The organism is Streptococcus sp. FSL W7-1342, assembly GCF_037966635.1.
GTDB lineage: Bacteria > Bacillota > Bacilli > Lactobacillales > Streptococcaceae > Streptococcus > Streptococcus salivarius_D.
The window spans coordinates 318,102-339,469 of the sequence record NZ_CP150200.1 but is presented as its reverse complement, the minus strand read 5'-3'; the positions used below and the strand labels follow the sequence as shown (position 1 = coordinate 339,469).

Annotated in this window: 17 protein-coding genes; 2 read left to right on the top strand and 15 right to left on the bottom strand. The window is 39.7% G+C overall.

Going from position 1 to position 21,368, the window contains the following annotated elements; all coding sequences use genetic code 11:
• Nucleotides 1–28: 28 nt before the first annotated feature.
• The 11 genes from NSQ79_RS01785 to NSQ79_RS01735 form a co-directional block, all read right to left on the bottom strand.
• Entirely contained in the window at nt 29–688 is a 660-nt protein-coding gene (locus NSQ79_RS01785; protein ID WP_045771734.1) for a CBS and ACT domain-containing protein, read from the bottom strand.
• Between the two features lie 134 nt (nt 689–822).
• Nucleotides 823–1,533: an ABC transporter ATP-binding protein gene (locus tag NSQ79_RS01780; protein ID WP_014633927.1), complete on the bottom strand. Its 711-nt coding sequence runs from the start codon at nt 1,531–1,533 to the stop codon at nt 823–825.
• Nucleotides 1,533–2,297 carry an ABC transporter ATP-binding protein gene (locus NSQ79_RS01775; protein ID WP_045771733.1) on the bottom strand — a complete coding sequence of 255 codons (765 nt, stop codon included), beginning with the start codon at nt 2,295–2,297 and terminating at the stop codon, nt 1,533–1,535. Before NSQ79_RS01775 ends, NSQ79_RS01780 begins: the two co-directional genes overlap by 1 nt.
• Nucleotides 2,298–2,299: 2 nt before the next feature.
• On the bottom strand, nt 2,300–3,250 hold the full coding sequence (locus NSQ79_RS01770; protein WP_002883720.1) for a branched-chain amino acid ABC transporter permease: 951 nt from the start codon (nt 3,248–3,250) through the stop codon (nt 2,300–2,302).
• Nucleotides 3,251–3,253: 3 nt separating this feature from the next.
• On the bottom strand, nt 3,254–4,138 hold the full coding sequence (locus NSQ79_RS01765) for a branched-chain amino acid ABC transporter permease (protein ID WP_002883743.1): 885 nt from the start codon (nt 4,136–4,138) through the stop codon (nt 3,254–3,256).
• Between the two features lie 43 nt (nt 4,139–4,181).
• Nucleotides 4,182–5,357: an ABC transporter substrate-binding protein gene (locus NSQ79_RS01760; RefSeq protein ID WP_048790259.1), complete on the bottom strand. Its 1,176-nt coding sequence runs from the start codon at nt 5,355–5,357 to the stop codon at nt 4,182–4,184.
• Nucleotides 5,358–5,511: 154 nt separating this feature from the next.
• Nucleotides 5,512–5,793, bottom strand: a complete 282-nt coding sequence (locus NSQ79_RS01755; protein WP_002890011.1) for a YlbG family protein — start codon at nt 5,791–5,793, stop codon at nt 5,512–5,514.
• Nucleotides 5,786–6,235, bottom strand: a complete 450-nt coding sequence (locus NSQ79_RS01750) for a YlbF family regulator (RefSeq protein WP_049529424.1) — start codon at nt 6,233–6,235, stop codon at nt 5,786–5,788. Before NSQ79_RS01750 ends, NSQ79_RS01755 begins: the two co-directional genes overlap by 8 nt.
• An 85-nt stretch (nt 6,236–6,320) precedes the next feature.
• Nucleotides 6,321–6,911, bottom strand: a complete 591-nt coding sequence (clpP, locus tag NSQ79_RS01745) for an ATP-dependent Clp protease proteolytic subunit ClpP (RefSeq protein WP_045768756.1) — start codon at nt 6,909–6,911, stop codon at nt 6,321–6,323.
• Nucleotides 6,912–7,084: 173 nt separating this feature from the next.
• The gene (gene upp, locus NSQ79_RS01740; RefSeq protein WP_002883819.1) at nt 7,085–7,714 is read right to left on the bottom strand and encodes a uracil phosphoribosyltransferase; all 630 of its coding nucleotides are present in this window, start codon (nt 7,712–7,714) and stop codon (nt 7,085–7,087) included.
• Between the two features lie 89 nt (nt 7,715–7,803).
• Nucleotides 7,804–10,713, bottom strand: coding sequence for a glycoside hydrolase family 68 protein (locus NSQ79_RS01735; protein WP_339313755.1), 2,910 nt, complete (start codon nt 10,711–10,713; stop codon nt 7,804–7,806).
• A gap of 277 nt (nt 10,714–10,990) precedes the next feature.
• Here NSQ79_RS01735 and NSQ79_RS01730 point away from each other — a divergent pair, with 277 nt between their 5' ends.
• Complete coding sequence (locus tag NSQ79_RS01730) at nt 10,991–12,595, top strand: glycoside hydrolase family 32 protein (protein ID WP_228382832.1); 1,605 nt, start codon at nt 10,991–10,993, stop codon at nt 12,593–12,595.
• A 130-nt stretch (nt 12,596–12,725) separates the two neighbouring features.
• Nucleotides 12,726–14,312 carry an IS1182 family transposase gene (locus NSQ79_RS01725; protein ID WP_262407701.1) on the top strand — a complete coding sequence of 529 codons (1,587 nt, stop codon included), beginning with the start codon at nt 12,726–12,728 and terminating at the stop codon, nt 14,310–14,312.
• Here NSQ79_RS01725 and NSQ79_RS01720 read toward each other — a convergent pair.
• The 4 genes from NSQ79_RS01720 to NSQ79_RS01705 all read right to left on the bottom strand — a co-directional run bounded on the left by NSQ79_RS01720 (nt 14,193) and on the right by NSQ79_RS01705 (nt 21,283).
• Nucleotides 14,193–15,356: a MalY/PatB family protein gene (locus NSQ79_RS01720; protein ID WP_164332305.1), complete on the bottom strand. Its 1,164-nt coding sequence runs from the start codon at nt 15,354–15,356 to the stop codon at nt 14,193–14,195. The genes NSQ79_RS01725 and NSQ79_RS01720 overlap by 120 nt on opposite strands.
• Nucleotides 15,357–15,366: 10 nt before the next feature.
• Nucleotides 15,367–16,461: a cystathionine gamma-synthase gene (locus tag NSQ79_RS01715; RefSeq protein WP_164332306.1), complete on the bottom strand. Its 1,095-nt coding sequence runs from the start codon at nt 16,459–16,461 to the stop codon at nt 15,367–15,369.
• Nucleotides 16,462–16,754: 293 nt separating this feature from the next.
• Nucleotides 16,755–19,535 (bottom strand): cation-transporting P-type ATPase, encoded by a 2,781-nt coding sequence (locus NSQ79_RS01710; protein ID WP_049529038.1) that lies wholly within the window; start codon nt 19,533–19,535, stop codon nt 16,755–16,757.
• 116 nt (nt 19,536–19,651) lie between these two features.
• Nucleotides 19,652–21,283 (bottom strand): polysaccharide biosynthesis protein, encoded by a 1,632-nt coding sequence (locus NSQ79_RS01705; protein WP_156209453.1) that lies wholly within the window; start codon nt 21,281–21,283, stop codon nt 19,652–19,654.
• Between the last annotated feature and the right edge of the window lie 85 nt (nt 21,284–21,368).

Below are 21,368 nucleotides of genomic sequence, written 5' to 3'. Positions count from 1 at the left end.
GTCTAAAGAATTTGTTTTATCTTCTTTATTAGTCTAACTCTTTTGCTTCTGTCTTTGCAATTTCAGTAACTGTGAATCCTGCTTCTACAAAAACTTCCTTGAGTTGTTCAATTCCAACCTCTCCTTCAACTTGGAGTTCGACACGAAGTACGGTGTCATTTTTAGGTGCAACAATTGTACGTTCGATGTTGAGATTCTCACTAGCGATAAGGTTCGCAATTTTTTCCAAAACACGTGGAGTATCAGGAACTTCCAACCCAATACGAATTCCCGCTTGACCATAACCAGAAATTTCCAAGAAAGCACGAAAGACATCTTTATCTGTGATAATTCCTGAAATTTGGTCATTGTCCACAACTGGAAGGACTCCAACCTTATTTTGAAGCATGATATAGATTGCATCCTCAAGGCTAGCATATTTGGAAACTGTAAGGACATTCTTAATCATGATATCTCCTACCTTTGTCTTATTAAGGAGATAGTTCATTTCATAAATTGACAAGCTTGTTGCTTTTGATGGTGAAGCCTCCGCCATTGTACCTTCTGTAATAAGCCCAACAAGTTTATCGTGTTCAATTACCGGCAAACGGCGCAACCCTTTATCACGCATAATATCTGCAGCTGCTGCAACTGTTGTTTCTGGTGAGACATAAACCACACGTTTCGTCATAAAATCTTTTACTGCCATATTTCATTTTCCTCCGAATGATTTCTTACTTGTATTATACCACACTAATTGTAACCGATTGCAATATTTTACTGAAAAATTAGTATTTTCCAATCAGTATGAGACGATAGAAAAACGCCCTCGGGCGCTTTTTCTTATCCTCCAAGATAGGCTTTACGAACTTCATCTGATGCAAGAAGTTCTTCACCAGTACCTGAAAGAACCACTTTACCAGTTTCAAGAACGTAACCACGGTCTGCAATTGACAAAGCCTTATTGGCATTTTGCTCAATCAAAAGAACTGTAGTTCCTTGTGCCTTAATATCTTCAATAATATCAAAAATTTCCTGAATAAAGATTGGAGCAAGTCCCATTGAAGGCTCATCCAAAAGCAAAAGTTTTGGACGACTCATAAGGGCACGGCCCATTGCAAGCATTTGTTGCTCACCACCAGAAAGTGTCGCTGCATCTTGATTCTTACGTTCTTCTAGGCGTGGGAAACGTTGGAAGACTTTTTTCAAGAGAGCTGTGTTCTCTTCTTTATTTGTATGAAGGAAAGCTCCCATTTCAAGATTTTCCATTACGGTTAATCCTGCAAATACATGACGTCCCTCAGGTACTTGAGCTAAACCTTCAGCAACAATCTTACGTGCAGGTGTTTTATGAATATCATTTCCGAGATAAGAAATGGTTCCCTCAGTTGGACGAACAAGACCTGAGATTGTACGGAGAATTGATGTTTTACCTGCACCGTTAGCACCGATAAGAGTTACAACTTCACCTTCATTAACTTCAAAGCTAACATTTTTAACAGCTTCAATAGATCCATATTTAATTGAGAGATTTTCAACTTTCAACATAGCCATTATGCTTCACCTCCCAAGTAAGCTTCAATAACGCGTTTGTTATTCTTAATTTCATCAGGTGTTCCTTCTGCAATCAAGCGTCCGTATTCCAAAACATAGATACGCTCAGTAACATCCATGACCAAACTCATATCATGTTCAATCAAGATGATTGTAATACCAAAGTCTTTTTGAATTTGACGAATATGAGCAGTCAATTCAGCTGTTTCTTGTGGATTCATACCCGCAGCTGGTTCATCAAGGAAAAGAATTTTTGGTTCTGTTGCAAGTGCACGAACAATTTCCAAATGACGTTGTTGCCCATAAGCTAAGTTTTTCGCAAGCGTATCTGCCTCACCATCCAAGTTGAAGATAGCCAAGAGTTCCATAGCTTTTGCTTTTAACTCTTCTTCACTTGAGTAGTACTTAGGCAAACGCAAAAGAGATGCAAAGAAATTTGAAGGTTGCTTATTTGACAAACCAACAAGAACATTTTCAAGCACAGTCATGTCTTTGAAAAGACGGATATTTTGGAATGTACGTGACAAACCGAGTGAAGCGATTTTATAAGGTGCTTTACCGTTTAGGACTGTACCATCAAGTGTAATCGTTCCTTCACTTGGCTCATAGACACCTGTCAAAAGGTTGAACAAGGTTGTTTTACCAGCACCATTTGGTCCGATAAGCCCAACCAACTCACCTTCATTGAGTTCCATTGAAACATCACCAACGGCAGTCAAACCACCGAAGTTTTTAGTTAGATTTTTAACTTCAAGAAGTGCCATTATTATTTGCCCTCCTTAGATTTATTGAAGAATTTTGAGAGATAGAGTTCTTTTGTTCCAAGAAGTCCACCTGGACGGAAGAGCATTACAAGAATCAAAGCCAAGGCGTAAATAATCATACGAAGGTTTGAAACGTTTTGGAGGAACATGTTGATAATACCAAGAACAACAGCGGCAATGATAGTACCTGTGATAGATCCAAGACCACCAAGAACGGCAATGATAAGGTAATCAATTGATTTCATGATAGTGAAATCTTTTGGCACGACTGTACCGATGTAGCTGACATAAAGTGAACCAGCAATCGCTGAAATCATGGCACCAATAACAAAGATAAGAACCTTCATTTTTGTGACATTAACACCCATTGACTCAGCAGCAATTTCATCTTCACGAAGAGTGATTGCTTGACGTCCAGTTGCTGAACGCAAGAAGTTAAGTACCAAAATTGTAATGATTACCACAAAGAAATAAATTACAGGCCAACTTGTATAAGGAAGGATACCTGTCAAACCAGCAGCACCATTAGTCAATTCACCACCATTAACGATAATGATACGGATGATTTCAGCCATACCAAGAGTTGCAATGGCAAGGTAGTCCCCTTTCAAACGAAGGGTAGGTAGACCAAAGATAAGGGCAACAATAGCTGCGATGATGACACCGACAACCATTGAGAGGTAGAAACCGTCATATGTTGGCATCATACCAGTAATGATAGCTGATGAATAGGCACCAATTGCCATGAAACCAGCTTGTCCCAGTGTAAATTGTCCTGAGAAACCAAGAACCAGGTTAGTACCAAGTCCCATAAGGATTGAGATCCCAATTCCCATTAAGATTTGGATGTAGTAAAGGTTCATGATACCTGAAAGTTCAAGACCTTTCAAGATAAGGAAGAGCCCAATGATAAGACCAAACCAAATAAGGTTTACTTTTAGATTTTTCTTCATGTCTTACACCTTCTCTTTCACATTTTTACCGAGGATACCCGCTGGGCGAACCAAAAGGATAACGATCAAGACACCATAAACGATGGCATCACGGTAACTTGACAAACCAATTGCAGTTGATAATGTCTCCAAAATACCGATAACAAATCCACCAAGTGCTGCACCAGGGATAATACCGATACCACCAAGAACGGCAGCAACAAAGGCTTTAATACCTGGTGTCATACCCATAAGAGGTTCGATAGAGTTATAGTAAAGACCAATAAGGACACCCGCTGCCCCTGCTAGTGATGATCCAAGAGCAAAAGTGAAGCTGATAGTGTTATTAACATTAATACCCATCAATTCAGCTGCATCACTGTCTACAGATACGGCACGCATAGCTTTACCCATCTTAGTCTTTTTAACAATCAATTGAAGAGCAACCATAAGGACAAGGGCAACTACCAAGATAAGCAATTGCACATTTGTTACAGAGATTGATCCAAGATGATAAGTCTTAATTGCAATCTTTTGAGGGAATGAACGTGTATCTGCACCTACAAAGAGAACCATGATGTACTCAAGGAAGAATGAGACACCGATAGCCGTAATCAAGGCAGAAATACGTGTCGAATTACGGAGTGGGCGATAAGCCAAGAACTCAATGACAACCCCTAAAATCGCACAGACAAGCATAGCAAAGACAAGGGCAACCCAGAAATTCATTCCAAGGCTATTAATCGCATAGTAACCAACGAAGGCACCCATCATATAGATGTCTCCATGGGCAAAGTTAATCAATTTGATAATCCCATAAACCATGGTATATCCAAGGGCAAGTAAGGCATAGATACTACCCAAGATGATACCATTGACTAGTTGTTGGGGAAGTTGTTCAAAAAACATATTTAACCAAACTTTCTAGTTCATTTTTAGTATAGATAACAGATTATTTTTCAATTTCAACGGCTTCCGCTGAAACCTCTTCACCATTATCTCTTTTAACCATAAGAGCTGCTTTAATAGGGTTATGATCCTTATCAATCGTCATTTTACCAGTAACCCCGACAAAGTTTTTCAAATGTGCTAAGTTATCAGCAATATCAACTGATGTTTTCGCATCTTTTGATGCTTCTGCAATCATATAAACAGAATCGTAAGCTAGAGCAGCAAACATATTTGGGTCAGTGTTGTAAGCTTTCTTATATGCTTCGATGAATCCTGATGCCTTGTCAGAAAGAGCAACATTTGTTGAATATCCTGATACATAGTAGACGTTTGAAGCATTCTTTTTACCTGCAAGCTCAGTAAATTTCGCATCACTGAATCCGTCAGGTCCAAGGATTGGTTTATCAATTCCAAGGTCACGTGCTTGTTTAGTGATAATACCAGTCTCAGTATAGTAACCAGGCATTACAATAGCATCATAATCAAGGTCTTTAAATTTAGTCAATGCTGACTGATAGTCCTTGTCCCCTGAAGCAAAGGTAGCTTCAGTAACGATTTTACCTTTATATTCACGCTTGAATTCATCCGCAATACCTTTGGCATAATCTGAAGCATTATCATAGTAGAGAACTACTTTCTTAGCATTCAAATTATTGTAAGAATAAGCTGCCAAAACTTTACCTTGGTAACTATCCTTGAAGGTTGTACGGAAAACGAATTTCTTCGTACCATTAGCATCTACCGTAAGGTCGTCCTGCGTACCTGAAGGTGTCAGCAAAGGAACTCCTGTTTTTTGTGATACAAGGCTAGCCGCAGCAACAGCACCTGATGTCGCTGGACCAACGATAGCATTTACATTATTCTGAATAGCCAAGTTCGTTGAAGATGTTGAAGCTTCAGCATTTTCAGATTTATTATCTTTTGTGACAAGCTCAAGCTTTTTGCCATCGACGCCACCAGCTTTGTTAATTTCGTCAACAGCCAACTTAATACCATTCTGCTCTGCCTTACCATAGGCTGCAACGGCACCTGTCAACTCCATGTTAACACCAATTTTGATTGTATCGCCAATCTTAGTACCATTGGCATTAGCAGTCACATCTGGTGACTTGCCACAGGCAACTAAGAAAATGGAAGCAAAAAAGGCTAACACAATAAGTGTGATCTTTTTAGACATAAGATTTCTCCTTAATATTTTCTTAAAAAAGTCCATCTTATAGCTTACAGAATTATCAGACAATTGTCAACTACACATAACTAAGCTTTAGCGGCAGTAATCGTTTCCATTACTTTAAGAATAACTCTTTAAAAAGAAAAAAACTTTTCTCTTATTAAAGAGAAAAGTTCTTAAACGGTTCAGGGACTGAGGTGTCGTAACGTTCCAGACTACCTACAAAGTCCATATCAATATCAGAATAGTAGGAAGGCAGAACTTTTTTCACTGCTTTCATTCCATCGAGCTCTTTCAAAATATCCTCGACCTTGTCCTCATCTACATAAAGGTGCACATAACGCATCTTATAAGAATGGTAGACAACATCCCCAAACTTGGCAATTTTACGTAAGTCTCTATTGTAGTATAAATAAACAATAATGCCTTGACGCTTAATCATGACTCATCTTCTCCTTTATGTTCGTGTCTCCCTTTTTATGATGTGGTTTATGGGGGGCAAGAGGTAATCCAGTATCAATAAAAATCTGACCTGAAACGGCTTGGGCAATCTCCTCACCAAGATTGGCTAAAATAGTCTGTAAATCGAACTCTGCGTGACGATAAGCAATAACCACCTCGTTTAAATCAATTTGGCGCTTCATTCGCAAAACCTGACGTTTCAACTCTCTCACATCTGGTCTAAAAGCCTCATACGCCTTAGCAGCATCATAGCTATCCTTTAATTCTTGAAATGCAAAGAGTTGCTCTTGAAGTTCTCTGTCATTTTCGAATTTCTGGCGTTTCAAACGATAATTCTCTACCTCAGGTAGCTTTAGAAAATACGAAACAAGACACTCTATAGCTTGATCAATCGCAAGCAACTCCTCATTGATTATTAACATGTTTTCTATTATAACACAAAAAGCCAGATGAAACGGTCCTTATACAACCGATTTGCATCTGACTTTTGTTTAAGACAAGCTCAGTTTATTTTAATTGGTTATTAGCCATGATTTCATCGATGAAACCATATTCAAGCGTTTCTTGAGCACTCATCCAATTGTCACGTTCAGCGTCTGCATGAACTTTTTCAATTGGTTGTCCAGAATTATCTGCCAAGATTTGCTCCAAGTTATTACGTGTCTTGAGCAAGTGTTCAGCTGCGATAGCCATGTCTGTTTGTTGCGTACCGCCACCAGTACCGCCCATTGGTTGGTGAATCATGTACTCTGCATTTGGCAACATGAAACGTTTACCTTTGGTACCGCTGGAAGCGATAACTGTTCCCATAGATGCTGCCATCCCCATAACGATAGTCTGAACATCAGACTTGATGAAGTTCATTGTATCAACAATGGCAAGACCAGCCGAAACGGATCCACCTGGTGTATTAACATAAAGATAGATATCTTTTGTATTGTCTTGAGCATCCAAAAACAAGAGTTGGGCAATAATTGAGTTTGCCATATTATCTTCAACAGGACCTGTTAACATGATGATACGATCCTTGAGCAAACGTGAGTAAATATCATAAGAACGCTCACCGCGTGATGTTTGTTCAATTACTACAGGAATCATATGAATCCTCCTTTTAATATTGTCTTGATGCTATTATATGATTTTAGTCAAATTAGGTCAAATAAAAAACATCATTCTTAGCACTCTTTTGGAAAGAGTGCTAACCCCCCCTAAAATAATTTCACTTTAAACTTATTAATCTAGTAAAAAAAGGGAAATTTTCCCTTTTCAACTTATTTTGTACCAAAGAGACGGTCACCTGCATCTCCAAGACCTGGAACAATATAACCGTTTTCATTAAGTTTCTCATCCAAAGATGCTGTGTAGATATCGATATCTGGGTGAGCATCTTGCAATTTTTTGACACCTTCTGGTGCTGCAACCAAGCAAACAAACTTGATATTAGCAGCGCCACGTTTTTTAAGTGAGTCTACTGCCAAGATTGCTGAACCACCAGTCGCAAGCATTGGGTCTACTACAAAGATCTGACGTTGATCAATGTCTTCTGGTAATTTAACCAAGTACTCAACCGGCTCAAGAGTTTCCTCATCACGATACATACCAATATGACCAACTTTAGCTGCTGGTACAAGGCTAAGAAAACCATCGACCATACCAATACCCGCACGAAGGATTGGAACAATCGCTAATTTCTTACCAGAAAGTTGTTTTTGTACTGTTTTGGTAATTGGTGTTTGAATTTCAACCTCTTCGAGAGGAAGGTCACGAGATACTTCGTAACCCATAAGCATAGCAATTTCATTAACTAGCTCACGGAAGTCCTTAGTAGAAGTATCCTCACGACGGAGGATTGAAAGTTTATGTTGAATCAGTGGATGTGAAATAACTTGAAATTTACCCATAATAGTTTCTTCCTTTGCTTTATACTCACTCCATTATATCAAAAAGGCAAAAAAAACGCTTGCTTTTCTGCAAACGTTTTTGAAAAGGATTATTTTTTAGGTAAATGAATCTTTCCTGTGACCAAACCATAGCCAAGAAGAGCTAGACTAGCAATTGCTGCAAAGATAGTCGCCAAGATTGAAAGAATGTTGCTGTTTGAACCTTCTGAATCACTTGGTGTCTTAGGAGTCGTAGCAAGTTTGGCAGCAACTTTAGTATTGTTGCCTTTACTTGACTCATCAGACTTAGTTACTTCATTAGCTTTATCAACTCCGTGAGACTGAACTTTTTCTTCAGACTTAACTGGTTTTGGAGCTTCTGTTTCAGTCACAGACTCTTCTTTAACAGTATTCGTTGGAACAGTTGGTCCAGTTGCTACAATAGTCTTTGGTACTGGTGTCGCAATCTCTGCGACTTGAGCTACTGGACGACGATCACCCACAGAATCTCCTGTCGAAGGTTTCACAGGGACCGCTACATGATGATCATTTGAAGAATTGTTATCATTAGAGTGGTCTCCATAATTTGGGAAAGGAGTACGAGCTGGAGAATCCGGATTCGTAGGATTTGTTGGTTTATCTTCTTTATCAGCTGATGGTTGATTATTGTCCGCTGGTTTAGAAGTGCCTGGTTTATTAGTCTTATCATCAACAGAATGGTTACCTTCTGTTGGACTTACTGGTGTTTCTGGCTTATCTGCCTTCTTGTCTTTACCATCTTTAACAGTTACAGTCAAGACACCGTGAGCTTCAGAAACGCCTGTTGAACCATCAACTGTAGGATAAGTATGTGGTTTAAGACCATAACCCGATACCGCATAATAATCTACATTAAAGTCCTCGTTTGGCAATTTAGCACTGTTTTGATCGCCTACGTGTACCAAGCTTTCACTAGATTTATCCCAAATCCAGTCACCTTGATTCGTCATCTTAGGAAGAACTTCTGTAGTATCATCTGCATTCATCTTGATAAGGAAGCTTGGAGCCCATGTTGATTTATTCTCAGCACCGGCAATTCCACCACGGTTAGTCATGTAAGAAGTTACCAAAAGAGTATCTGATGAGCCTTCAACAGGAACCGCATAGTAAGAATAGGTAGATGTACGCCAGTCAGCTGGTACAGAGGCTGTCAAGACCACACCTGAGCCATTAAGTGGACGATATTTTCCTCGGAGGCTGTCTGATACGAATCCAAGCATGACAACGTCATCACCGACAGCTTCACGCGCTGCTACAGTACCTTCAGCATCCGTAGATTTGTTGATACGTGAAGCAGTGAAGAGGTAATACTTGCCACCCATCTTAACAACACTTGGACGTTCTACTTCATCAGTAACCATGTGGCTAGTGACAAGCGGTGTGTAAAGTTCAGCTACAGATGGATTTTTCTCATTATCATCAAGTTTCAAGATACCGATAGAACCATTTGCCCATGATGCAAGGTTGTAAAGGTGTTTATTATTAACAATATTGAGGAATGACTTAAGGTTAAAGGCGTCATCTCCTCCATAGTTTGACCATTTGTAAATTTGTTTTTCGCCTTGGTAGTTTTCGTCACCTGTATTTGATTCGAAAATAAGGTAGCGGCTACCGTTATCTTCAATGATGTGTGGGTCACGAAGACAGTAGTTATCTGTACGGTCTGGATTTCCATCGTGGTTGTGGTCATCGTTGAAAGTACTCATGAATTTTGGATAACTTTGATAATGATAGTTATCCCCACCAAAGAGAATGTGGTCATTTTCAACTGACTTGATAACAACTTCATCGTTTTCAACAGCTAGGTTAAGTGTAGCACTAGCCAATTGTTGCCAGTTCAATTTACCGCCACTAGTATCATTCTTAGTGTAGTAAAGTTGGATACTACCGTCAGAGTTTACCGTCGCTGAACCTGACCATTGTTGGTCATCTTCAAGGGCATTATAACCAAAGATTGGACCCGCATTTTTCCAATGTGTAAAGTCATTATCTCCATATTTACTATAGAGCAAGTAAATGTGGTTTGAGTTTTTATTTGGTGCACCGGCCATTGAGATAACCAACTGGTAACCATTCCAGTTGCTAACTACACCTGACTTAGCATCTTGGACTGGCCAAGAATCCCAAACGTCGATTTCTTCTTTTTTCATCGTTTGGGCATCAACAGTGTTGAAGGCAGGCATATTGATGATTGTATCTGCTTTAAAGTAAGGAACTGCCAATTTGCTGTCTTGCTTCAAGAAGCTAGCAACGATATCTTTCAAGTTACGGTAAGTCAAGCTAGTACCTGTACCCTTGATAGCATCATCACTAAAGTCAACTTTATTAAGTGCTTTAATTTCTTCCTCAGTCAAGGCAACGATTTGATCTGAGGTCATATTCTCTTCAACAATAGACTTGATACGACCATTAAGTTTACTAAGGTTGGCATTAGCCGCGCTGTTTTCAGAAACTTTAAGGTCTACTTCAGTGTGTGTATCAGCTGCTTCTGAGCTTGCTGTTGAAGTTGGTGCTTCTACTGCAGCCTCTGATGTATGAGCCGGAGCAGAAACTGCAGCAACAGTCGCTGAAGGTGTTGTTGCATCTGATGAAGATGTCACTACTGTGCTAGACGCCTTTTCTTCAACTACTGATGGAGTTGTGTTGCTTGGTTGTGTCTCTGTAACTGGTTTAGTTGCAACCTCTGAATGTGCAACTGAAGATTCAACTGCTTCTGAAGTTGCCACACTTGTTGCTGTTTCACTGGCTACCGTTAGAGATGCTGTGCTTGTTTCTGGTGTTGCTGTCGCAGTAGCTACCGCTGGTGCTGTTTCTGTAACTTGATCAGCTTTTACCTGAGTGGCACCCAAAAACGCCAAGGTACCAACGAGTGCCGATGTTGCCCCTACTGTGGCTACCTTACGGATGCTATAACGCATCTTTTTGCACTCTGCTTGCTTTGGTGCTACTGTATTTGACTGTGAATTAACTGTAATATCCATATAAACTCTCCTTTTAGGTTTTTACATGTTCCATTCTATCATTTTTTTATCTAAATTCCAATCTTTTTTTAATGACAAATTGATATTTTTTGTAAAAAACTATTTTTTTGTTAAAATAATAACTATAAAAACATGCAATTTAATCAGGAAATATTACTATATGGAATCAAAATATCCTTCTCTAATTTTTATTATTGCTTTTTTAATCTTATTTTTTGTTTTTATAATGAAAAATGAGAACGTTAACAATCCTTCTCCAAAAACAAATAAGGCTTCTGTGAGTCAAACCTTTCATCTAGCATCTCATAAAGGATGGTCTAACGACCTACAGACTATCGTATGGAATCAAGAAAAAAATTACTATGATATCTATTTTCTACACTCTGTGGATGGGGCTACTGATCCTTTTGGACCCAACGGTCAAGATTGGACACATACAACGACTAAAGATTTTATCACCTATAGTAAACAAGAGACTGCTATACCATCAAAGGGTGGCGACTCTAAAGAAGGATGGCATTCTGCTTGGACAGGTAGTGTAGTCACAGATAGTCAGGGGATTTCTGATATCCAAAACGAAGAACCTGTCGCCTATTTTACTGGACTCACGGATGATGGAAGCCAAGCAATCTATGCTAGTGCATCAAATGACAAGGGAGCTAGCTTTACTAATGCCTTAAAAGATGGTAAACCTTTATTGACAAAGGATCAATCCTATAACGCTAAAGACTTCCGCGATCCTTATGTCTTCCACTTCAAAGACAAACTACTCATGTATGTCGCTGAAGGTGACGCCTTAGGTGTTTATCAATCTCAAGATGGTATCAACTGGACCAAAGCAGATAGCAAGGGAGACTCCAAAATCCTACCCGAAACATTTTTTAAGGGTCGTAACTGGCAGGACAACGCTCCTATCGAGTGTCCCGTTCTCAAAACAATGACAACAACTGACGGTCAGGACAAGCAAGTTCTCTTTTTTGGAGCTAAGGATACAGCTTCAGGCGAAACAACTGGAACCTACTATACTGTAGGGCATTTAGATGGTAACGGCTTATTTATTGCAGATACAGGAACAAAACGCTTAGATCAAGGCTCAGACTATTATGGCGCTAACTTCACTGGAAACGATCGAATTGAAGAAAGCAATCATAACCTTATCAGTCTTGGCTGGGTTGGTAATTGGAACTACTTCACGTCAGGCATTCACAGTGACGAAGAAGCTAAGAGTGATTTTCTAGAGACTATCGGTTTTTACGCTACACCCAGACAGCTACAACTGGATAAGGACGGTATTATTCAGTCCGCTCCCCTATATAAAAATGAACAATTAACCCTCAAATATCAAAACAGCAACATTTCGAGTCAAAGGCCACTCATCGGTGACAATAGAAAACCTTGGATTGATAAAAGTCACAATCATAATGCTAATGGCCTTCTTGATCTTGCTGGAAAAAATAGTTCAGGGTATTACCAACTGCATTTTTCAAATATTAAGAAAGAAGGAGGCTATATCTACATTGATATCTGGCAAGGCTCTGATTACGTTAAAATCGCCTACCAAATAACAAGTGGTACCTATCAGGTCTCTGCCTATGCTGCTGAACTGAACAACAGCATGGATGGTAGTCAAACTGCCTCTTCTTACTATTACGATGGACTCTTGGGTAACGGTCAAGGTTATAAAGTTGACAGTCACTATAAGGAAACTGATAATATCACTATAACGCTTATTACAGACAATCGTAGCTTGGAAATTTTCTTCCCCAATGGCCAAACTTATACTCTAGCCAGATTTAATACCTCTGGCAAGCAGGATGTCAAGGTCTTCTCCACTCAGGAAGATCTTCTATTAAACTTGAAAATCTACGATGTACACTCATAACAATAATAAAAGTGATGCTGTTTGCATCACTTCAGATTGAAGACAAAGTCCTCAGAAGTTATACTTCTGGGGATTTTTCTTGCTTTGAAGGAGTATAATAAAAGAAAAAGGTATTTGATGAGGTGTTCCTATGTTTCACAAAGAAAATCCTGAATACAATCGACGTCAAGTAGGATTCTATACGCTTGATGAACTTGTGCCTAAAGACCATTTTCTAAGAAAAGTCGAGGAAACGATTGATTTCTCTTTTATTTATGATCTTGTCGAAGATAGTTATTCCTCGGATAATGGTCGCCCTAGTCTAGACCCTGTTTTATTAGTTAAAATTCCGTTGATTCAATGTTTTTATGGCATTCGTTCTATGCGCCAAACCATTAAAGATATTGAGGTGAATACGGCTTACCGTTGGTTTCTTGGCTTATCTCTGGACGATAAGGTGCCTCATTTTACAACTTACGGTAAGAACTATAGCCGACGCTTTGAAAACAAGGAAGTGTTAGCACACATTTTTAGTCATGTGCTTCATCATGTTTTGGAAGCAGGGCTCATTGATCCCTCAGAAATCTTCATTGATGGGACCCATATCAAGGCAGCTGCTAATAATCATAAGTACAAAACTGTTGTTATTGATCAAAAAGCTAAATTCATGAGTGAACAACTGGAGATTGAGATTAATTTAGATAGGAAAAAACACGCAAAAAAGTTCTTAAAGCCCGCCAAAAAAGGCGAGGCTAAACCTAAGAAACAATCAACGACAGACCCAGACAGTGGTTGGTTTCATAAGGGGGAACATAAGGAAGTCTTCGCTTACAATGCTCAAGTAGCTTGTGATAAACACGGCTGGGCCTTAGCTTATACGGTTGAAGCAGGAAACATCCATGATAGTCAGGCTTTCTCTGCTCTTTTTGTCAAACTAGAACCATTCTCACCTGAATTCATTATTGCGGATTCAGGCTATAAAACACCTAGTATTGCCAAGTTTCTTCTAGAAAAAGGGATTACACCAGTTTTCCCTTACACTAGACCAAGAGGTAAGAAAGATTTTTTACGTCCAAAAGACTTTGTCTATGACGAGCATTTTGATTGTTATCTTTGTCCAGAGAACCATGTATTAACTTATCGTACAACCACACGTGAAGGTTATCGAGAGTATAAAAGTAATCCTAAAATTTGTAAGACCTGTCCCTTGTTAGCGATTTGTACTGAAAGTCGCCAGCACCAAAAAGTTGTTGTGCGTCATATTTGGAAAGATGCCCTAGAAGTCTGTGAAGATATTCGCCATCAAAGTGGTATGAAAGAACGGTATCAACACCGGAAAGAAACGATAGAACGGTTATTCGGAACAGCTAAAGAATATCATAACTTACGTTATACCAGAGAAAAAGGAAAGTCCAAAATGGAAGCTAAGGTTGGGCTTACTTTAGCGTGTCTAAATATCAAAAAATTGGTAAAAATGATGACAGGAAAGACCTATAATTTTACCCAAATATCTCAATATTATTGGATTATAGGAGAATTAGGTAAGAATATAAAAAAGACAAACATCAAAAACGATGTTTGTCTTCATTCTGAAGTGATGCTGTTTGCATCACTTTTATTATTTTCCAAAGACAGAAACGAGACGTTTAACTCCTTCGGCAACAACTGTAGTTGGCGTAGCTACGTTAAAGCGGAAATGTTTTTCTCCTTCGGAACCAAAAGTAATACCGTCATTTAGCACTACCTTGGCTTCTTCTTTAAGCAAACGTCCAAGTTCATTATGGTCTTGATCATAAGCTGAAAAATCAAGCCATACCAAGTAAGTTCCCTCAGGTTTCATGACCTTGATATTAGTCTTTTCACTAAGTTCTTTGGTTAAAAGGTCAATATTAGTTTCAAAGACAGTTTTCAATTCCTCTAACCAAGGTTGCCCATAGGTCAGAGCTGCTTGGGTTGTAATCAAACCAATGGTTGGAATTTCATGTTGATTATTTGCCAACTGCTTTTGTTTAAAGGCTTTACGTAAGTCTTCATTTTCAATGATAGTAAAACTGTTTTTGGTACCAGCAATATTAAAGGTTTTAGTAGCCGAACTAAGCACCAAGGTAAAGTCCTTGTAAGCATCTGAAATTGTATTCATAGAGATGTGCTTATTCCCATATAGGGCTAAGTCTTGGTGGATTTCATCAGATACCAAGAGAACACCATGTTTCTGACACAAATCTGCTACCTTGGTCAATTCTTCTTTAGTCCAGACACGCCCACCTGGGTTATGTGGGCTACAGAAAACATAAAGTTTAACATCATTCTCGACGATATCACGTTCCAATTGTTCAAAATCAATTTCGAAATGGCCATTAACCTTAACAAGACTATTTTCAATCAACTGACGATTATTCAAACGGACAGAACGAGCAAAAGGCGGATAAACTGGTGTGTTGATGAGAACAGCATCGCCTTCTTTGGCAAAGGCTTGAATAGCTGTTGAAATGGCTGGGACAACACCTTCAATGAGAACAATACTCTCTTTATCAACGACGTAACCGTGTTGATTTTTTTCCCAATTAATGATGGACTGATAAAGCTCTTCACTTGGATAAGGATAACCAAAAATATGTGTCTCAGCATAGTTGATAACTGCATCCCTAATCTCAGGAACAGGTAGGAAGTCCATATCGGCAACCCAAAGCTCAAGTAGTTCTGGATTACTTTCGGCTTCGTGCCATTTCATGGTATTTTGATCCAAGCGATTTGGTTGTGTTGTAAAATCATAACGTGTCATAGATAACTCCTTAAAGACTAAGGGCATTTTCCAAGTCAGCAATCAAATCTTGTGCTGCTTCAATACCAATTGAAAGACGAAGCAAGTCGTCTGTCAAACCATAGGAAGCACGCACATCACTTGGAATATCTGCGTGGGTTTGTGTCGTTGGGTAGGTAATCAAGCTTTCGACACCACCTAGACTCTCCGCAAAGGTAAAGACCTTTAGGGAATTGATAATGGTAGGAATCTTGTCTTGATTAGCCACTTTGAAGGAAATCATACCACCCTTACCTGGATAGAGGACTTCCTTAACAGCTGGTGACTTTTCTAAGAAAGCTACAACTTCTTGAGCATTGGCTGTTGATGCCTCCATACGAAGTTTTAAAGTCTTAAGACCACGCATAAGCATATAGCTATCAAATGGTGACAAGGTAGGACCAGTCGTATTGAGGTTATAATAAAGTTTATCGTAGAATTCTTGATTACTGGTCACAACAACACCAGCCAAAACATCATTATGACCTGATAGGTATTTAGTAGCTGAATGGACAACGATATCAGCACCTTGAGTAATCGGGGTTTGATAGATTGGGCTATAGAAAGTATTATCAACAATAACCACCGCACCCTTGTCATGAGCAATTTTGGCCACTTTTTCAATATCAAACTCAATCATAAGTGGGTTTGTCGGTGTTTCGATGTAGACAATATCGGTATCTTCTGTAATAGCCGAAATCATCTCATCTTCTGTATTTGTGTATTCAAAAAAGAAACGACCTTCTTTTTCCTTGTCATTAAACCAACGGAAAGAACCTCCGTAAAGGTCACGCGCAGCTACAACCTTACTGCCTACTGGGAAAATTTCAAAGGCCAAAACAATGGCGCTCATCCCTGAACTTGTCGCAATAGCATAATCTGCTTTTTCAATAGCTGCAAGTGTTTTTTCCACTGTTGCGCGTGTTGGATTTTTAGTTCGTGTATAGTCAAAACCAGTAGAATGGCCAAATTCTGGATGTTGGTAAGTTGTTGAAAAATGAATTGGTGAAGCCAAGGCTCCTGTTGCTTCATCCGAATTGATTCCTGCGTGTGCCAAAATGGTTTCTAATTGATATTCTTGTGTCATAATGTGCCCTTTCTACATGGTAAAGTGGATATACTCCATATCTATGACCTCTATTTTATCACTATTTTCTGAAAATAATGGTAAGTTCATCATACGGATTCTTGATAGTTAGTTATAGTTTATTTCTATAACCTAAAAAGACAGATAGATACTGACTCTAATTTAAAATAAGCCCAATTTTTGAGATTGTCAAAAGTAGATTTTCAAGCATCAAAAAGTGCCTGAAACATCATAGTTTCAAGCACTAAGAAACGATTTTAAAGTCTTGCTTCAATCTAAGGTATGCCACTGACTTACTTTTTATCAAATAAGCGATATCTGATTTCTTCCAAAGCCATAATAACAAACGGACAAGCAAGTAAATAGAGCCAATCATCAAGTCCAATAGGCGCGGTGTTAAATAACGTGTGGAAGAAAGGCACGTAAGACAGGATGATAAAGAGAACAATTTCTAAAACAATCCCTAAGCTAATAATCCGATTAGCAAATGGTTTAACTTGGAATATAGACCCTCTACCTTTACGGCTATTCATTGCCATACCAATTTGGGTAAAGATAATAGCACCTAAGGTCATAGTGGTTGCCTCTCGATAAAGAGGACCTGAGCTGGCCAAATGGTTTAAATTACCTTGATTAACCCAATAATTAAGGAAGAAAGCCCCCATAGCTAAGGCTGCTTCAATCAGTCCATACCAGACAAAAGCTTTAATCAATAATTGTCGATTGAGCAAGCGATCTGAAAGACGTCTTGGCGGTCTATCCATAACGCCCTCTTCAGGTGGTTCAACCCCCAATCCCAAAGCAGGTACCATATCTGTCCCCAAGTCAATAGCTAGGATTTGCATAACCGTTAAGGGAAGAGGTATGCGTCCCAAAGAGAACAAGAAGAAAGCAGAGGGTACGGCTTCTGGCGTGTTGGAATTAAAAATATAAGTCAGGAATTTTTGAATATTTCTATAAACTGCACGACCTTCTTCGACAGCATGAACAATAGAAGCAAAATGATCATCTGTTAAAATCATATCGGCAGATTCCTTGGCAACATCTGTTCCTGATACCCCCATAGCTACACCGATATCAGCTTTTTTAAGGGCAGGGGCATCATTAACACCATCACCAGTAACAGCGACAACTTCGCCAAGTTCTTGAAGGGCATTGACCACACGGTATTTTTGTTCAGGTGCTACACGAGCAAAAACGATTTCGCCTTTAAGAGCTTCCTTGAGCTGATTATCATCCATATCAGCTAGTTCAAGGCCTGAAACAACACGCGCATCGTCTCCTTGTACAATTCCGATTTTCTTAGCAATGCTAAGAGCTGTCAAACCATAATCACCTGTCACCATAATAATACGAATACTAGCTCTATGGCATTTTTCAATGGCTTCACGCACACCCTGACGTGGCGGATCACTCATGGCAACCAAGCCTAGAAAGACCATATTGTCCTCCAAGGTCTGCATGCCCCATTTGTCTTCTCCAATATGCTCACTGTCTAAAGGTCTATAGGCCACAGCTAAAACACGTAAACCGTCTCGGGCAAACTGGTCGTTGGCCGCAAGGATAGCCTGACGCTCAGTAGCTGTCAATGATTTAATCATTCCTTGATTATCATAATAGTCTGAGCAAAGCTCCATCACTTCTTTGGGAGCACCTTTGGTGATAGAAATATGCTGACTGCCATCCGATCCTGACTCAAGCTTATGCACTGTTGTCATCCGTTTACGATCAGAATCAAAGGGGATTTCCTTGAGGCGAGGGGCCCAAGTATGATTGTCATTTAAATTAATTCCTGCTTTTTCGGCGAGAACATTAAGACAAGCCTCAGTTGGATCACCTAAAATTGTAAAATTGGGATTATCAGCACTAGGAGCCACAACTTGAGCATTACTAGCCAAATGAGAGAAGCGGACCAAACGATTAAGAAGCTCATTTTCTTCAAGAGAAATAGGTCGTCCTTCCTGCTCAATCTGTCCTTCTGATGCATAACCCAGCCCAGTCACCTCATAACTGTCTGACAAGGTCCACAGATGGTTAACCGTCATGGCATTTTGCGTCAAAGTTCCTGTTTTATCTGAACAAATAACAGAAGTTGCTCCCAACGTCTCAACCGAAGACAGCTTCTTAACCAAAGCATGGTCCTTAGCCATGCGCTGAACGGCCATGGCTAAAGATAGAGTAACTGTGGGAAGAAGCCCCTCAGGAATAAAGGCCACAATCATCCCCAATGCAAAAATAAAGGCTTGAGACAAAGGCTGATGGACTAATAGAGTCGCTGCGACCATAAAGAAGAGACCTACAGACACCGCAATAACTGAAATCTGTTTAGTCAAATGGTCCAATTCCTTCTGAAGGGGACTCTTTTCCTGAGCAAGATTCTGTGTCAAATCCGCAATCTGTCCAAACTCAGTTTTCATCCCGATAGCAGATACTATAAAATGTCCAGAACCAGAAGAGACAGTAGTCCCTGCAAACACCATATTGTCATACTCTAACTCAGTCTTGTCAGGAGTCAAATCCGCTTGATCTGACTTATATATAGGATTAGACTCACCAGTGAGGGCAGACTGGTTAACCTGCAAATCTGTCACAGCGACCAAGCGTCCATCTGCAGAAATACGGTCCCCTTCTTCAATGAAAACCAAGTCACCTGGCACCAAGTCCTGAGCTAGAATCTTATCCTCCTTACCATCACGAAGAACTCGCGCATAGGATGGAAGAAGCTTGTTAAGAGCTGCCGTAGCCTGACTTGCCCTATATTCTTGAATAAAGCTAAAGAGACCATTAATAATGTTGACCAACCAGATTGCAATCCCCAACTCTAAACTATGAGAAAGCATAGCGATAAAGCCACCAACCCACAATAAGAGCGCCATAAGACTAGTAAAATGCCTGAAAAAGACCAACCAAATAGGCTCCTTTTTACTTTCCTTCAATTGGTTAGGGCCATACGTCGCCTGCCTCTCCTTAACCTCTTGTAAGCTCAAACCTTGAGTGCTTGTCTGCAAGACTTGGTAAACTTGTTCGGGAGGATAGGTCCCTAATTTTATATGTTCTTGTCTAGAATCAACCATAATCCTTTCCTCGATTCTAAATCATTAAAACGATTTCATTTTTTCACCCCTATTATACTCCTTTTTCAGAAAAGGTTGAAAAGAAAAAAACCAAGCCACATGACTTGGTTTAGATTTTATTTAATATGTAATTTAGCACGTAGGCTAGCTGCTCGGGCACCAAGCAATTGGTCAGCCATACGAGTTACAAGAGCAAGAACGCCATAGACACCGATTCCAAGGCCTCCTCCAACGACCAAGTAAATCACACTACCCATACGGCTTGTTGGTGACAGTACAAACTGGAACAACCAATAGAAGACCGCAACTGGAATAGCCATGAGCACTGTAAGGATGCAGATGAGCAAGGCTTTTCTAAACACTGTCTTACGACTAAAGTGCGTAACAGTGTGGAGGTGATTATACATGAGAGCAATCGGAACACCTAAACCGATGGCTGTTGAAATAACCGGGCCAAGGGCTCCTAGGAAAATAATCAATGGTAACTGTAGGATTGCCTTAACTAAAACCCCAATCGCAAAATAGTTGATAGCTTTACGGGTTTCAAAGATTGCCTGAAGCATTGGTGCTAAAACGCTATACAAGGCCAAGAAAATAACTTGAATCAGACTGGCTACAAAGAGCAAGTAGGCCTGACTATCTGGCGCACCATAAAAGACTGTATAAAGTGGTTTAGCTAAAATCACTGATCCTACAATGGCAGGAACAATAAAGAGCAAAAGCAACTGTAAGTTATTGATAATCAGTTTAGCCGCTCCCTTAAGATCTTTCTTAACCATATTTTCCGTCAAGAGTGGAATCCCAACCCCGGCAATAGAAAGAGCAACGGCAATCAAAATCATGGTAATCTTACTTGGGTTTGAAGACAAGTAAGCATAGAGAACCTGAAGTTGACTGTTACTATAGCTTGTAAACTTCTCCATAGTACGGATAAAGGTCCATTGATCAATCAGTTGGAAAAGCTGAATAGCAGATCCAGTGATAATAAAAGGGACAGCTTCCTTAAAGGTTTCAATAACAATTGCAGTTGGATTGATATCCGGATGAACAGCCTGCTTGCCAAAAAGACTCTTGAGTTTCCCCTCCTTCCAAAGGTAGAAGAAAAGCACTCCATAACTAGCCAACATACCGATAAAAGCGGCAAAAGTCGATTGGACAACTGCTGTCACATAATCGCCTGTCCCAATTTTCATGATGAAGAAGGTCGCCAACAGCATCCAAATAACACGGATAATCTGTTCCGCAATCTGACTTAAGGCATAAGGCTTCATGTTGTTAAAGCCTTGGAAAAAGCCTCGTAAGACAGACATAGATGGGAAAATAACAACCGCCCAAGAAAGGCTACGCATGACGCGAACCAGATCTTCGTCTCCCCCAGAAAGGTAAGACATCCACGGCGAAGCAAAGTACATGAAAACACCAAAAATCAGTCCGAGACCAATCATGTAATACAAGATACGCTTGAGCAAGAAGAAACTCGTCTCCATCTTTCCAAGTGTGTTGTATTTAGACACCTGTTTGGCAATCGCGACTGGAATACCTGCTGTTGAAATCAAGAGGAAAAGAGCATAAATATTATACCCTTGACCAAAGAGGGCATTGGCTTGGTCACCTTGTTTACCCATCCAAGCATACCAAGGAATAATGTAAAGTGCCCCTAATAGACGACTGATAATATTGGATGCTGTCATCCATGCCGTCCCTCTTAACATCTGCTGCTGCTGTGTATCAGTTTTAGTTTCAGTCATAACTTTCTTTCTAGAGAATAAAATATAATCTAGTTTATTATAAACTTTTGGCTGTGACTTGTAAAACAAGAACATTAAGGCTAAA

Coding starts and splice junctions, on each gene's coding strand:
- clpP (WP_045768756.1), bottom strand. CDS start 6,911: ATGATTCCTGTAGTAATTGAACAAACATCACGCGGTGAGCGTTCTTAT.
- NSQ79_RS01760 (WP_048790259.1), bottom strand. CDS start 5,357: ATGTCTAAAAAGATCACACTTATTGTGTTAGCCTTTTTTGCTTCCATT.
- NSQ79_RS01765 (WP_002883743.1), bottom strand. CDS start 4,138: ATGTTTTTTGAACAACTTCCCCAACAACTAGTCAATGGTATCATCTTG.
- NSQ79_RS01770 (WP_002883720.1), bottom strand. CDS start 3,250: ATGAAGAAAAATCTAAAAGTAAACCTTATTTGGTTTGGTCTTATCATT.
- NSQ79_RS01785 (WP_045771734.1), bottom strand. CDS start 688: ATGGCAGTAAAAGATTTTATGACGAAACGTGTGGTTTATGTCTCACCA.
- NSQ79_RS01755 (WP_002890011.1), bottom strand. CDS start 5,793: ATGATTAAGCGTCAAGGCATTATTGTTTATTTATACTACAATAGAGAC.
- NSQ79_RS01710 (WP_049529038.1), bottom strand. CDS start 19,535: ATGGTTGATTCTAGACAAGAACATATAAAATTAGGGACCTATCCTCCC.
- NSQ79_RS01715 (WP_164332306.1), bottom strand. CDS start 16,461: ATGACACAAGAATATCAATTAGAAACCATTTTGGCACACGCAGGAATC.
- NSQ79_RS01735 (WP_339313755.1), bottom strand. CDS start 10,713: ATGGATATTACAGTTAATTCACAGTCAAATACAGTAGCACCAAAGCAA.
- NSQ79_RS01720 (WP_164332305.1), bottom strand. CDS start 15,356: ATGACACGTTATGATTTTACAACACAACCAAATCGCTTGGATCAAAAT.
- NSQ79_RS01725 (WP_262407701.1), top strand. CDS start 12,726: ATGTTTCACAAAGAAAATCCTGAATACAATCGACGTCAAGTAGGATTC.
- upp (WP_002883819.1), bottom strand. CDS start 7,714: ATGGGTAAATTTCAAGTTATTTCACATCCACTGATTCAACATAAACTT.
- NSQ79_RS01780 (WP_014633927.1), bottom strand. CDS start 1,533: ATGGCTATGTTGAAAGTTGAAAATCTCTCAATTAAATATGGATCTATT.
- NSQ79_RS01775 (WP_045771733.1), bottom strand. CDS start 2,297: ATGGCACTTCTTGAAGTTAAAAATCTAACTAAAAACTTCGGTGGTTTG.
- NSQ79_RS01750 (WP_049529424.1), bottom strand. CDS start 6,235: ATGTTAATAATCAATGAGGAGTTGCTTGCGATTGATCAAGCTATAGAG.
- NSQ79_RS01705 (WP_156209453.1), bottom strand. CDS start 21,283: ATGACTGAAACTAAAACTGATACACAGCAGCAGCAGATGTTAAGAGGG.